The sequence below is a fragment of the Paraburkholderia sp. BCC1876 genome, assembly GCF_902833695.1.
Lineage (GTDB): Bacteria > Pseudomonadota > Gammaproteobacteria > Burkholderiales > Burkholderiaceae > Paraburkholderia.
Genome location: NZ_CADFGI010000001.1, coordinates 726,020 through 739,536 on the forward strand (window position 1 = coordinate 726,020; position 13,517 = coordinate 739,536).

A 13,517-nucleotide genomic window follows, 5' to 3' on the forward strand; every position below is an offset into this window, starting at 1 on the left:
GCCCTGATAAATCTTTTATAAAAATGATTTGACGGCATTATTGGCTCGTATATGCTGGTTCACAGGCGATCTTCATACCAACGTCACAGAACCCGAAAGGGTGTTTGCGGCGCAGCGAACCCGGTTCGCACCGGTAAGAGAAGATCATCCCAGCGTCCTGTTTCTTTAAACGCCTTGTGCGGATTTCGAGCAGGCCGTTCAATACTTTCAACGTCGCCAGTCGAGTGTAATCGTGAGAGTCCGAGGCCCTTTGGTGAGATGGAATCGAAGTCAGGCGAGTTGTCCTCGCGCTGACGGCGCCATCGCCGACGGCAGCAACGGCAGCCTTGCGTTCCGCCGCTTCCTGTCCGTCTTCACGATCCTGTCCCGCCGTTCCGTTCGACGTCACAACTCTATCTCCGCGCGCGCCTTCATTGCCGTTCGCACGGACGAAGTCGCGTCGCTGCTGCCGTAGCGCCTCCCTCCTTTTCGTCGTTCGATTCATCCGTTTGCGTGAGCGCGCTCTCAAGAGTCCTGCGTTCCCGCGTGTGCGGTGCTGTCTGCCGCCCATGCATTTCACGCGACTCCGGGTGCTGGTGCACCGCAACGGATTGAATCGAACGACCCGCCCCAAGACCACGCGCGGCGCGTTTTCGCAAACGCCCACCGCCTGCACCACCCCGGTGGCTTGACGCTCTGCGTCCGGCTGCGGAATCGTGCCGCGCTGTGTTTAACGTTGTTCGTGCCGCGTCCCGCGGGGAACACACACGTCTATCTGTTATGCGAAACAAACCCCTGGTCGGCATTAGCGCCGACAGAACGATGATGGGAGTCCACCCATCGCACGTGGTCGGCGAAAAGTACGTCGCCGCGATCGTGGACGGCTCGCAGGCGCTGGCCATGCTGCTGCCGGCGCTCGGCGAACGTCAGTCCGTCGCCGAGGTCCTGGCGACGGTCGACGGCCTGTTCTTTACCGGCAGCTATTCGAATGTCGAACCGCACCGCTACGGCGGCGAGCCCAGCGCGCCGGGCACGTTGCACGACGCCGCACGCGACGCGACGACGCTGCCGCTGCTGCGCGCGGCGATCGCCGCCGGTGTGCCGGTACTCGCCGTATGCCGGGGCTTCCAGGAAATGAACGTGGTGTTCGGCGGAACGTTGCATCAAAGCGTTCACGCGGTGGCCGGCTTGAACGACCATCGCGAGAACAAGGAAGACGACCTCGACGTGCAATACGCACCCTCGCATTCGATCACGCTGACGCAGGGTGGCTTGTTGCAGCGCCTCGCGGGCGGCACGAATGAAGCGCGTGTGAATTCATTGCACGGTCAGGGCGTCGAGCGGTTAGGCGCCGGCCTCACGGCCGAAGCCATCGCGCCGGACGGCTTGATCGAAGCGGTGAGCGTAAGCGGAGCGCGTGCTTTTGCGCTGGGTGTGCAGTGGCACCCGGAATGGAAGCATGCGAACGACACGTTATCCACCGCGATCTTTCGCGCGTTCGGCGACGCCTGCCGCGATCGAATGCGCACCAAGGCCGGCTATGGCGCGGCATCCGCCGCTGCCACGCATGCCTGAGCCGGTCGCGCACCAAAACAGAGAGATAAAAATGCATGAAATCGACGATTTTCTGAAGAAGAACCGCGTCACCGAAATCGAAGCGATCATTCCGGATATGGCCGGGATCGCACGCGGCAAGATCATTCCGCGCAGCAAGTTCGAATCCGGCGAGTCCATGCGCTTGCCGCAGGCGGTGATGATCCAGACCGTCACAGGCGACTATCCGGAAGACGGCACGCTGACCGGCGTCACCGATCCGGACATGGTCTGCGTTCCCGATGCCAGCACCATTCGCATGATTCCGTGGGCCATCGACCCGACCGCCCAGGTGATTCACGATTGCGTTCACTTCGACGGCACGCCCGTCGAGATCTCGCCGCGCCGTGTACTGCGCCGTGTGCTCGAACTCTACAAGGCCAAGGGCTGGAAGCCGGTCATCGCGCCCGAACTGGAGTTCTATCTGGTCGACATGAACAAGGACCCGGATCTGCCGCTGCAACCGCCAATTGGCCGTACGGGTCGCCCGGAGACAGGACGTCAGGCGTATTCGATCGAAGCGGTCAACGAGTTCGACCCGCTGTTCGAAGACATCTATGCATACTGCGAAGTGCAGGAACTGGAAGTCGACACGCTGATTCACGAAGTCGGCGCCGCGCAGATGGAAATCAACTTCATGCACGGCGATCCGCTGAAGCTGGCCGACAGCGTGTTCCTGTTCAAGCGCACGGTGCGGGAAGCCGCGCTGCGCCACAAGATGTACGCGACCTTCATGGCCAAGCCGATGGAAGGCGAACCCGGTTCGGCGATGCACATGCATCAGAGCCTGGTCGACGAAGAAACGGGTCAGAACCTGTTCACCGGTGCGGACGGCAAGCCGACTTCCATGTTCACCGGTTATATCGCCGGTTTGCAGAAGTACACGCCGGCGCTGATGCCGATCTTCGCACCGTATATCAACTCGTATCGCCGTCTGTCGCGCTTCATGGCCGCGCCGATCAATGTGGCGTGGGGTTACGACAACCGTACGGTGGGTTTCCGGATTCCGCATTCGGGCCCGGCTGCGCGCCGCATCGAAAACCGCATTCCGGGCGTGGACTGCAATCCGTATCTGGCGATCGCCGCCACGCTCGCCGCCGGTTATCTCGGCATGACGCAGAACCTCGAAGCCACCGAGCCGCTGCTCAGCGACGGCTACGAATTGCCGTACCAGTTGCCGCGCAATCTCGAAGAGGGCCTGACGTTGATGGGCGCCTGCGAGCCGATCGCCGAAGTACTCGGCGAGAAGTTCGTGAAGGCTTACCTCGCACTGAAAGAAACCGAATACGAAGCGTTCTTCCGCGTGATCAGTTCGTGGGAACGCCGGCATTTGCTGCTGCACGTCTAAGGCAAACGCAAGAAAAACTGGAGGCAGTATGAGCTACAGAACAGAAGAAGTCGCTTACGTCCAACCGGCCGTGCAGGCGAGCGCGCCGGCCGCGCAGCAACAACGCAGCACCGCCGAATACCGCGCGCTCGACGCCGCGCACCACATCCATCCGTTCTCGGATATGGGCGCGCTGAACCGCAGCGGCAGCCGCGTGATCGTCAAGGCCGAAGGCGTGTATCTGTGGGATTCGGACGGCAACAAGGTGATCGACGGGATGGCCGGCCTGTGGTGCGTGAACGTGGGGTATGGCCGCAAGGAACTGGCCGATGCCGCGTATAAGCAGATGCAGGAACTGCCGTTCTACAACACCTTCTTCAAGACCACGCACCCGCCGGTGATCGAACTGTCGGCGTTGCTCGCCGAACTCGCGCCGGCGCCGTTCAACCATTTCTTCTACTGCAACAGCGGCTCGGAAGGCAACGACACCGTGCTGCGCATCGTCCACCATTACTGGGCGGCGCAAGGCAAGCAGTCGAAGAAGGTCGTGATCTCGCGCAAGAACGGCTATCACGGTTCGACCATTGCGGGCGGCACGCTCGGCGGCATGGGTTACATGCACGAGCAGATGCCCTCGAAGGTCGAGAACATCGTGCATATCGACCAGCCGTATTTCTTCGGCGAAGCGCAAGGCAATCTGACGCCGGAAGAATTCGCTCTGGCCCGCGCGCAACAACTGGAAGCGAAGATTCTCGAAATCGGCGCGGACAATGTGGCCGCGTTTATCGGTGAGCCTTTCCAGGGGGCGGGCGGTGTAATTTTCCCGGCCTCCACGTACTGGCCGGAAATTCAGCGCATCTGCCGCAAGTACGACATTCTGCTCGTCGCCGACGAAGTGATCGGCGGGTTCGGCCGCACCGGCGAATGGTTCGCGCATCAGCACTTCGGTTTCGAGCCGGATCTGATCACGATGGCAAAGGGTTTGACGAGCGGCTATGTGCCGATGGGTGCGGTCGGTCTGCATGACCGCGTCGCCAAAGTCATCATCGAAGGCGGCGACTTCAACCACGGCCTCACCTATTCGGGCCACCCGGTTGCGGCCGCGGTCGCTGTCGCCAACCTCAAGCTGCTGCGCGACGAGAAGATCGTCGAGCGCGTAAAAACCGACACGGGTCCGTACTTCCAGAAGAAGCTGCGCGACACCTTCGCCAATCACCCGATCATCGGTGAAATTTCCGGCGCAGGTCTGGTGGCCGGTCTGCAACTCGCGCAAGACCCGCAGGCGCGCAAGCGTTTCGCGAACGGCGGCGACGTCGGCACGATCTGCCGCGACTTCTGTTTCAACGGCAACCTGATCATGCGCGCCACCGGCGACCGCATGCTCCTGTCGCCGCCGCTGGTGATCAATAAGCTGGAAATCGACGAGATCGTCACGAAGGCCAAAAAAGCCATCGATGCGACCGCACAACAACTCGGTATTTCGTAACGGCAGTCCGTTCCGGCATGGGCACCCACATCTCACGCTCATGCCGGTTCTTCACATCAAGGGAAAAAACCATGAGCGTTAGTCATCTTCGTCATGCGGTCGCGGGGGCCGCGCTGCTCGCCTTCGCGGGTTTTACGGCGCTGTCGGTTACGCCGGCCCTTGCGGCCGACACGGAACTGAATGTGTATAACTGGTCGGATTACATCGCGAAAGACACGATTCCGAACTTCGAGAAGCAGGACGGCATCAAGGTCAAGTACGACAACTACGATAGCGACGACACGCTGCAGGCCAAGCTGCTCGCAGGCAGTTCCGGTTACGACATCGTGGTGCCCACGTCGAACTACATGGCCAAGCAGATTCAGGCGGGCGTGTATCAGAAGCTCGACAAATCGAAGCTGCCGAACCTCGCGAATCTCGACCCCGTGCTGATGAAGATGATCGCCGACGCCGACCCGGGCAACCAGTACGGTGTGCCCTGGGCCTACGGCACCGACGGTATCGGCTACAACGTGCAAGCCGTGCAGAAAGCGCTCGGCGCCAATGCACCGGTGGATAGCTGGGCCCTCGTGTTCGATCCGGCCAACCTCTCGAAGCTGAAAGGTTGCGGCGTATCGTTCCTCGACCAGGCTGTCGACGTATTCGCCGCCACGCTGCAATACATGCATAAGGACCCGAACAGCACGAACCCCGCCGACTATCAGGCTGCGTTCGAAGTGCTGAAGAAAGTCCGCCCTTATATCACCCAATTCAACTCGTCGGGTTACATCAACGACCTCGCCAATAACGACGTGTGCGTCGCAGTGGGCTGGTCCGGCGACGTCGGCATTGCGAGCCGCCGCACCGAGGAAGCGAAACGCTCGTACCAGATCAAGTTCTCGAACGTGAAGGAAGGCGGCTTGCTGTGGTTCGACGTGATGGTGATTCCGAAAGATGCGCCGCACGCCGAAGCCGCTCTCAAGTGGATCAACTACATTGAAGATCCGAAGGTCAACGCAGCGATCACCAACGAAGTGTTCTACCCGACCGCGAACAAGGCCGCGCGCCAGTTCGTGACGCCGGCAGTCGTCCAGGACAAGACCGTTTATCCGGGCGACGACGTACTCAGCAAAATGACGCTGATGAAACCTATGCCGACCGATATTCTGCGCCTTGAAAACCGTCTTTGGGCACAGCTTAAAACCGGTCATTGATTAAACCAGTCTGATAAAACCTCGATCCCGCGCTCAGGGATCGCTCGAACCCTGAGCGCATGAATGGCAGTAACGGCAGTCAGCCTGCGCGCTATAGCGTCCCAGCCGCGCGCAGTCCCATGTATTCCGATCGCAGCGTACGTTGCGAGGCGCTTCCCGCGTCTCGTAGGGAGACACTTGCGCTCGCGATCCGCAAGGAATGGTTACATCATGAACTCGACGACTTCAAAAAGCGCAGCCGGCGCCACCCAGATGGCCCGCCCCGCAGTAGCGACAAAATCGAAACCGGAGGAGTTCGTCCGCATCGAAAACGTCGTGAAGAAATTCGGCGACAGCACCGCTGTCGACAATGTCAATCTGAGCATCGCCAAGAACGAACTGTTCGCGTTGCTCGGCAGCTCAGGCTGCGGCAAGTCCACCCTCCTGCGCATGCTCGCGGGGCTCGAGACGGTTACGTCCGGGCGCATTTTCGTCGACGGCGAGGATCTCGCCGCGATGCCGCCGTACAAGCGGCCGGTCAACATGATGTTCCAGTCGTATGCGCTGTTCCCGCACATGAGCGTGGAGGCGAACATTGCCTTCGGCCTGAAGCAGGAAGGCACGCCGAAGAACGAGATCAAGGAACGCGTCGCCGACGTGCTGCATCTCGTGCAGATGAGCAAGTACGCCCAGCGCAAGCCGCACCAGTTATCAGGCGGCCAGCAGCAGCGTGTGGCGCTCGCCCGTTCGCTGGTCAAGCGCCCCAAGCTGCTGCTGCTCGACGAGCCGATGTCGGCGCTCGATAAAAAGATCCGTCAGAAGACCCAGCTCGAACTGGTGAACATCATCGAGAAGGTCGACGTGACCTGCGTGATGGTCACGCACGATCAGGAAGAAGCGATGACCATGGCCGGCCGCCTCGCGGTGATGAGCGAAGGCCGCATCGTGCAGATCGGCTCGCCCAGCCAGGTGTACGAGTTTCCGAATAGCCGCTTTTCCGCCGAGTTCATCGGCTCGACCAATCTGTTCGAAGGCACGGTGGTCGCGGACGAACCGGATCACATCTTCGTGGAAAGCGAAGAGCTCGAATCGCGCATTTACGTGAGCCACGGCATTACCGGCCCGCTCGGCATGCCGGTGGGCATCTCGGTGCGCCCCGAACGCGTGAAGGTGTCGCTCGACAAACCGTCGACGCCGCACAACTGGGCACGCGGCGTGGTCTCGGATGTGGCCTACATGGGCAGCTATTCGCTGTATCACGTGCGCCTGCCGAGCGGCAAGACCGTCGTGTCGAATCTCTCCAGCTCGCACCTGATGAGCGAAGGTGCGCCGTCCTATAACGACGACGTGTTCGTCTACTGGTCGCCGGCTAGCGGCGTGGTGCTGACGCAATGAGCCATCCCACCTCCTCCCCCGCGGCGCTCGGCGCGCCGTCCGGCAGCCGGCTGTCAGGCTCGCTGAAAAAACGCCTTGCGATGTTCGTGCCGTCGGGCCGCACGACCGTGATCGGCGTGCCGTTCCTGTGGCTCACGCTGTTCTTCGCGTTGCCGTTCGTGCTGGTGCTGAAGATCAGTTTCGCCGATCTGCGTCTGGGCATTCCGCCCTACACGGATCTGATGACGATCAAAGACGGCATCGTGCACTTCGCGATCCAGTTGGGCCACTACGCGTTCCTGCTGCAGGACGATCTGTATGTGGCGACCTATATCAGCTCGCTGAAGATGGCCGCCGTCTCGACCTTCTTCTGCCTGCTGCTCGGCTACCCGATCGCGTATTACATCGCCCGCTCGGAACCCGCCAAACGCAACCTGCTGATGATGGGCGTGATGCTGCCGTTCTGGACGTCGTTCCTGATCCGCGTCTATGCATGGATCGGCATCCTGAAAGACGACGGTCTGCTCAATCACACGCTGATGGCGATCGGCGTGATTCATTCGCCGTTGCGCCTCTACCACACGGATATTGGCGTCTATATCGGCATGGTCTATTCCTACCTGCCCTTCATGGTGATGCCGTTGTACGCGCATCTGGTGAAGATGGACCTGACGTTGCTCGAAGCGGCCTACGACCTCGGCTGCAAACCGTGGACCGCCTTCACACGCATCACGTTGCCGCTGTCGAAGAACGGCATTATCGCCGGCAGTCTGCTGGTGTTCATTCCGGCGGTCGGCGAGTACGTGATTCCCGAACTGCTCGGCGGCGCCGACACGCTGATGATCGGCCGTGTGATGTGGGATGAATTCTTCAACGATATGGACTGGCCGATGGCATCCGCCGTCACCGTCGCGATGGTCTTGCTGCTGCTCGTGCCGATGGCCGTGTTCCAGTACTACCAGGTCAAGGAACTGGAGGACGCGAAATGATCAAGCCTAATAGAGCGCTTTCCAATAGCGTGCTGACGTTCGGGTTTCTCTTTCTGTATATCCCGATCATCAGCCTGATTGTCTATTCGTTCAACGAGTCGAAGCTCGTCACCGTCTGGTCCGGCTTCTCGCTCAAATGGTACGGCGCGCTGCTGCAGGACGACGAACTGCTGAACGCCGCGTGGCTCTCGATGAAAATCGGCCTGCTCACCGCGTTCGCGTCCGTGGTGATCGGCACATGGGCCGGCTTCGTGCTGGCGCGTATGGGCCGGTTTCGCGGCTTCACGCTGTTCGCCGGCATGATCAACGCGCCGCTGGTGATTCCCGAAGTGATTCAGGGCATCTCGCTGTTGCTGCTGTTCGTTGCGCTTGAACAGATGCTCGGCTGGCCGAAGGGCCGTGGTCTCTTCACGATCTGGATCGGCCACGTGATGCTGTGCGTCTCTTACGTGGCGATCATCGTGCAGTCGCGGGTGAAAGAGCTCAACAAGTCGCTCGAAGAAGCCGCGCTCGATCTCGGCGCCACGCCGTTCAAGGTGTTCTTCCTGATCACGCTGCCGCTGATCTCGCAAGCCCTGATGTCCGGCTGGCTGCTGTCGTTCACGCTGTCGTTCGACGACCTCGTGCTGTCCGCGTTCCTCTCCGGCCCGGGTTCGACCACGCTGCCGCTGGTCGTGTTCTCGCGGGTCCGTCTCGGCCTGAATCCGGAAATGAATGCGCTCGCCACGATCTTCATCACCACGGTGACGATTGGCGTGATTGCCGTGAACCGCTGGATGCAGCTCCGCGAGCGTAAGCGCAATCGCGACATGCAGCAGGCGTTCGCCCTCGCCGAAGCCGCCGACCCTTTACCTTCCGCACCACAACAAGCCGCCGTACGGAAACCGCTCGATACGGCACGCGCATAAGAAGTCCTTTTGCAATACGACCAATAAGGAGAATTTGCATGAGAAAGAAGCTCATCTGTCTGTTGGTGGCGGGGAGTTTGCCTGGCATGGCCATGGCAGACGCCACCAGCGACCAGATCAAGGCGCTCCAGGCCCAACTCAACGCACTGCAAAAGGAAGTGAAGCAGTTGCGCTCGGAAGTGGCGACCAAACCGAAGGCCAACGCGGCGATAGTGGCGGCTCCGGCACCTGCCCCGGCCATGGCCGAGGCGCCGGTCGACATTTCGTCGCCTGACTATGGCAAGTCGCGCGCCGCGTTGACCAACGACCAGGTCGACACGATGAAGCAGCAGATCGCCAACCAGCAACTGAAGGTCGATTCGCTGGTCGATGCCGCCAACACCGGACCGCTCGCGGGCCTGTCGGTCACCGGCTATATCGATCCGACCTACATTTACAACCGCGCGGCTAGCAGCTCGTCGTTCCTGTTCGCGAACCACGAAAGCAGCTACAACTATTTCAACAGTACCTTCGGCGATCTGTACCTCGACATCAAGAAGACCTTCGGTGTCGGCCCGATGGCGCCGTCGGCCGAAATCACGTTGATGCCGAACCGCGGCAACGGCATCACGTTGCTGCAGAACGAGCACGGCAATATCGGCAACAACATCCTGAACACGGCCGTTGTGACGATTCCGATGACGGCGACCACGACCTTCGTGGCCGGCCTGATGCCGAGCTTCGGCGGTTATGAAGTGCAGCAGTCGAATCAGATGCTGACGCTCACGCATAACCTGCTGTACGACTTCTCCGATCCGGGCAGCTATCTCGGCGTCGGCCTGAACTACACGGGCGACGGCAGCAACTGGGCATGGAAGTTCATGCTCGGCAACGAGCAGTACCGCACGTACGGTTCGGTGGTGCAGACCGGCACCAATGCGCTGGGCGATCCGATCACGAGCAGCAACAAGATCCCGACCTTCACGGCCCGCGTCGACTACACCTGGTCGAGCGCGCTGGATATCGGCGGCTCGTTCAATATCGGTCGTCAGACGCTCTCCGCCGCGACGCAGAACGTGAACGGCAACACCATTCCGGTCTATGGCGTGGGCGGTCAGGCGTCGAGCGCATTCGGCACGTTCTTCTTCGGCGAAGCGGATCTGGCTTATACGCAGGCGGACGTGCAGTACAACGCCGAAGTCGACTACGGCCAGCAGCAGAATGCCGCGTTCAACGGCGGCCAGGCGCAGTGGTACGGTCTGTCGTTGCTGGCGCATCGCAAGTTCTCGATGCCGGGCCTCGGGCGCATGGGTTTCACCGCGCGTTATGACGTGCTGGTCGACAGCAAGAACGGTGGTGGTGGTGGCGGCGTCGCGTTGAACGCGAATGGCATGGACACCGCGGACGGCTTCGGTATCGGCGCGGACTGTCTGGCCAATTCGAAGGGTAACGGCGGCCTCGGTTTCGAATGCAAGGGCGCCACCCATCAGGACGTCTCGCTCGACCTGTTGTTCTACCCGACCCAGCAGGTGACGGTGAAGGTCGAATACCGGCACGATTGGGCCAACAAGCAGGTGTTCCTGAAGAACGACGGCTCGTACGGCAAGTCCAACGACCTGCTCGGCACGCAGCTGATTTACTCGTTCTAATCCGCACGGCCTGGGCGCGCGCCGCGCGCTCAGGCACTCTACCCCGCACACTGCCTATGCTCCGCTTCTCGAACCAGCCTCACGTACCTTCGTACTACGCCGCTACGGCCAACGACAACACGCGCCATCCCCCGCTGGACGACTCGATCACGGTCGACGTCTGCGTGATCGGCGCGGGACTGACCGGCATTTCCACTGCGCTGAACCTCGCCGAACGCGGCCACACGGTCGCGGTGCTCGAAGCGTCGAAAGTCGGCTGGGCGGCGAGCGGCCGCAATGGCGGCCAGTTGATCGGCGGCTTTGCGTGCGATATCGACACGTTCGCGAAGTTCATGCCCGCGGACGACGTGAAGCGGGTCTGGGCCATGGGCCTCGAAACGCTCGACATCGTCAAGGAGCGAATCGCGAAGCACCAGATCGACTGCGATCTGACGATCGGTTATCTGACCGCGGCGAACAAACCGCGCGATACGGATGCGCTGCAAAAATGGCGCGACGAAGCGCAACGCCGCTTCGGCTATGACCGCTTCAGTTATGTCGACGCCGACGGCATTGGCCAGTACGTGCAATCGCAGCGCTATCTGGGCGGTCTGTTCGACGCGGACAGCGGCCATCTGCATCCGTTGAATTACACGCTGGGTCTTGCGCGCGCGGCGCGCGAGGCCGGCGTACAGATTTTCGAAGACAGTTGCGTGACCGCGCTGCGTGAAGAAAACGGCCGACATGTGGCCGAAACCGCGCGCGGCAAGGTGCATGCACAGTTCGTCGTGCTCGCCTGCAATACCTATCTCGGCCAGCTCGCGCCGGAGGTGGCGAGCAAGATCATGCCGGTCGGCACCTATGTGATCGCCACCGAACCGCTCGATGCCGACCGCGCCGAAGCGCTGATGCCCGCCAAAGCCGCGGTTTGCGACAGCCGCTTCGTGCTCGACTACTTCCGGCCCGCGCCCGATAATCGCCTGCTGTGGGGCGGCAAAGTCAGCTATTCGAAATTCGCACCGCGCAACCTCGGCGAAGCGATGCGCCGCGATATGCTGAAGACTTTCCCGCAACTCGACGATGTCAAAGTCGACTATGCGTGGGGCGGTTTCGTCGACATCACGATGAACCGCGCGCCGCATTTCGGGCGCCTGTCGCCCACCATTTATTTTGCGCAGGGCTTCTCTGGGCATGGCGTGAACACAACGGGTCTCGCCGGTAAGTTGATCGCCGAGGCGATCGACGGCCAGGCGTCGCGCTTCGATCTGTTCGGCAAGATCCGCCACCTCGACTTTCCCGGCGGCGCTACACTGCGCACCCCTGCCCTCGTACTCGCGATGGCCTGGTATCGAATGAAGGACCTGCTTTGATGAATGCACCGACTCCCGGCTTCAACACACTCGACCTGCGCGCCGACGCGCTGATCGCCAACTCCTACTACGAGGCCAGCGCGCCCCGTCCGGCCGCCGACGATCCCACGCTAGACGGCGTGCTGGAAGCCGACGTGTGCGTGATCGGCGCGGGGTTCGCCGGCTTGTCGGTGGCGCTCGAATGCCGTGCGCGCGGCCTTTCGGTGATCGTGCTCGATGCACACCGGCCGGGCTGGGGTGCGTCGGGCCGCAACGGCGGCCAGACGCTGGTGGGTTTCGCGAAAGACGAGGTCCTCGAGAAACAGCTCGGACTCGACGGCGCACGCGCCGCGTGGGCCATGTCGGTGGAAGGTGTGGCACTGGTGCGCGAGCGCATTGAACGCTATGGCATCGAGTGCGATTTCACGGCCGGTTATTTAACGGTGGCGACGAAACCGAAACGCGTACCTGATTTGCGTGCGTGGATGGAATCGGCGTCGCAACGTTGGGGCTACACAAAACTCTCGTGGCTCGATACCGATGAAATCCGTTCGCGAGTCGCGTCGCGTCGTTATCTCGCCGGCGTTTACGATCCGTTTTCCGGCCATCTGCATCCGCTCAAATACTGCCTCGGTCTCGCCGATGCCGCGCGCCGCGAAGGCGCACAACTGTTCGCGCATTCGCCGGTAATCGATGTGGTGCGCGGCGCGCGGCCGGTCGTGCGAACCGCGCGCGGCGAAGTGCACTGCCGCTTCGTCGCCGCATGCGGCAACGCGACGATCGGCGACGTTCTACCCGCGCCGATCGCGGCGCGCATCGCACCGATCGCGTCGTATATCGTCGCCACGGAACCGCTCGGCAAAGCACGCGCGGACGCGCTGATCCAGCAGCGCGAAGCGATCTGCGACAACAACTTTTTCCTCGACTATTTCCGCTTGTCGGCGGATCACCGCGTGTTATTCGGCGGTCGCGCGAGTTCGACGGGCGCGTCGCCGGTGCAACTCGGCGCGGAGATTCGCGAGCGCATGATCGGCGTGTTCCCGCAACTCGCCGACGTGAAAATCGACTATGCGTGGGGCGGTTTCGTCGACGTGACGCGCAATCGCGCGCCCGATTTCGGTTCGATCGATCCGAATTACTTCTACGTGCAGGGCTTTTCAGGGCACGGCGTGGCATTGACGGGCATCGCCGGGCGCGTCGTCGCCAAGGCCATGGCCGGCGAGACGGCGGCGTTCGATCTGTTTGCGCAGTTACGGCACGCGCGCTTTCCCGGCGGCCCGGCGTTGCGCGGCCCCGCGCTCGAACTCGGCATGATGTATCACCGGATCCTCGAACTGTTCTAGGCGGTTTCGAAGTCCTCCAGAAATAAGGCGGCGGCCGTTGCAACGACGGCCCGCTGATCGCGGTATACGGTGCTTCTTCGCCCCTCATCCCCCACCTGATCGACCCGCGAGCGCGCTGTAAGTCCTCTAAGCCGGCGCGACTCGGCGTTTACCCTCAGCACACACTTTGTTGACTATTTATCGATAATTTATCGTGTTACATTTCCTCGCCGTCATGAGTGGCGTCACCTGTACAGGCTGACAGGTTTGATGTTCACCGCATTCGCGCTATTAATCTGCGTGACGGCCGGCGTCGCGATTACGCGGGTGTCGACCGTAACAGCGCGATCTAAAACGTCATGGCCGCCCGCTTTACTATTTTTTATCGTCACCGCCATACTGGCGTGTCCG

Annotated in this window: 11 protein-coding genes; 10 read left to right on the forward strand and 1 reads right to left on the reverse strand. The window is 61.4% G+C overall.

The window, feature by feature from the left end:
* Positions 1-37: 37 nt before the first annotated feature.
* Positions 38-484 carry a hypothetical protein gene (locus tag HWY05_RS03080; RefSeq protein WP_176057354.1) on the reverse strand — a complete coding sequence of 149 codons (447 nt, stop codon included), beginning with the start codon at positions 482-484 and terminating at the stop codon, positions 38-40.
* 275 nt (positions 485-759) lie between these two features.
* Here HWY05_RS03080 and HWY05_RS03085 point away from each other — a divergent pair, with 275 nt between their 5' ends.
* The 10 genes from HWY05_RS03085 to HWY05_RS03130 all read left to right on the forward strand — a co-directional run bounded on the left by HWY05_RS03085 (position 760) and on the right by HWY05_RS03130 (position 13,127).
* Positions 760-1,554: a gamma-glutamyl-gamma-aminobutyrate hydrolase family protein gene (locus HWY05_RS03085; protein ID WP_035558224.1), complete on the forward strand. Its 795-nt coding sequence runs from the start codon at positions 760-762 to the stop codon at positions 1,552-1,554.
* A 31-nt stretch (positions 1,555-1,585) separates the two neighbouring features.
* Positions 1,586-2,920, forward strand: coding sequence for a glutamine synthetase family protein (locus HWY05_RS03090; RefSeq protein ID WP_035563483.1), 1,335 nt, complete (start codon positions 1,586-1,588; stop codon positions 2,918-2,920).
* A gap of 28 nt (positions 2,921-2,948) precedes the next feature.
* Positions 2,949-4,385, forward strand: coding sequence for an aspartate aminotransferase family protein (locus tag HWY05_RS03095; RefSeq protein ID WP_035558226.1), 1,437 nt, complete (start codon positions 2,949-2,951; stop codon positions 4,383-4,385).
* Between the two features lie 71 nt (positions 4,386-4,456).
* Positions 4,457-5,578, forward strand: coding sequence for a polyamine ABC transporter substrate-binding protein (locus tag HWY05_RS03100; RefSeq protein WP_035558229.1), 1,122 nt, complete (start codon positions 4,457-4,459; stop codon positions 5,576-5,578).
* 210 nt (positions 5,579-5,788) lie between these two features.
* On the forward strand, positions 5,789-6,952 hold the full coding sequence (gene potA, locus HWY05_RS03105) for a polyamine ABC transporter ATP-binding protein (RefSeq protein ID WP_176057355.1): 1,164 nt from the start codon (positions 5,789-5,791) through the stop codon (positions 6,950-6,952).
* On the forward strand, positions 6,949-7,920 hold the full coding sequence (locus HWY05_RS03110) for an ABC transporter permease subunit (RefSeq protein ID WP_176057356.1): 972 nt from the start codon (positions 6,949-6,951) through the stop codon (positions 7,918-7,920). The genes potA and HWY05_RS03110 overlap by 4 nt, the downstream gene beginning before the upstream one ends.
* Positions 7,917-8,828, forward strand: a complete 912-nt coding sequence (locus HWY05_RS03115; protein WP_035558238.1) for an ABC transporter permease subunit — start codon at positions 7,917-7,919, stop codon at positions 8,826-8,828. The genes HWY05_RS03110 and HWY05_RS03115 overlap by 4 nt, the downstream gene beginning before the upstream one ends.
* 38 nt (positions 8,829-8,866) lie before the next feature.
* Positions 8,867-10,456: a DUF3138 family protein gene (locus HWY05_RS03120; protein ID WP_176057357.1), complete on the forward strand. Its 1,590-nt coding sequence runs from the start codon at positions 8,867-8,869 to the stop codon at positions 10,454-10,456.
* A gap of 56 nt (positions 10,457-10,512) precedes the next feature.
* Positions 10,513-11,805, forward strand: coding sequence for an FAD-binding oxidoreductase (locus HWY05_RS03125; protein ID WP_176057358.1), 1,293 nt, complete (start codon positions 10,513-10,515; stop codon positions 11,803-11,805).
* Positions 11,805-13,127, forward strand: a complete 1,323-nt coding sequence (locus HWY05_RS03130; RefSeq protein ID WP_176057359.1) for an FAD-binding oxidoreductase — start codon at positions 11,805-11,807, stop codon at positions 13,125-13,127. The genes HWY05_RS03125 and HWY05_RS03130 overlap by 1 nt, the downstream gene beginning before the upstream one ends.
* Positions 13,128-13,517: the final 390 nt, after the last annotated feature.

Bases quoted from the DNA above. Each gene is read 5' to 3' on its own strand.
- HWY05_RS03080 (WP_176057354.1), bottom strand. From the start codon at position 484: ATGAATCGAACGACGAAAAGGAGGGAGGCGCTACGGCAGCAGCGACGC.
- HWY05_RS03085 (WP_035558224.1), top strand. From the start codon at position 760: ATGCGAAACAAACCCCTGGTCGGCATTAGCGCCGACAGAACGATGATG.
- HWY05_RS03090 (WP_035563483.1), top strand. From the start codon at position 1,586: ATGCATGAAATCGACGATTTTCTGAAGAAGAACCGCGTCACCGAAATC.
- HWY05_RS03095 (WP_035558226.1), top strand. From the start codon at position 2,949: ATGAGCTACAGAACAGAAGAAGTCGCTTACGTCCAACCGGCCGTGCAG.
- HWY05_RS03100 (WP_035558229.1), top strand. From the start codon at position 4,457: ATGAGCGTTAGTCATCTTCGTCATGCGGTCGCGGGGGCCGCGCTGCTC.
- potA (WP_176057355.1), top strand. From the start codon at position 5,789: ATGAACTCGACGACTTCAAAAAGCGCAGCCGGCGCCACCCAGATGGCC.
- HWY05_RS03110 (WP_176057356.1), top strand. From the start codon at position 6,949: ATGAGCCATCCCACCTCCTCCCCCGCGGCGCTCGGCGCGCCGTCCGGC.
- HWY05_RS03115 (WP_035558238.1), top strand. From the start codon at position 7,917: ATGATCAAGCCTAATAGAGCGCTTTCCAATAGCGTGCTGACGTTCGGG.
- HWY05_RS03120 (WP_176057357.1), top strand. From the start codon at position 8,867: ATGAGAAAGAAGCTCATCTGTCTGTTGGTGGCGGGGAGTTTGCCTGGC.
- HWY05_RS03125 (WP_176057358.1), top strand. From the start codon at position 10,513: ATGCTCCGCTTCTCGAACCAGCCTCACGTACCTTCGTACTACGCCGCT.
- HWY05_RS03130 (WP_176057359.1), top strand. From the start codon at position 11,805: ATGAATGCACCGACTCCCGGCTTCAACACACTCGACCTGCGCGCCGAC.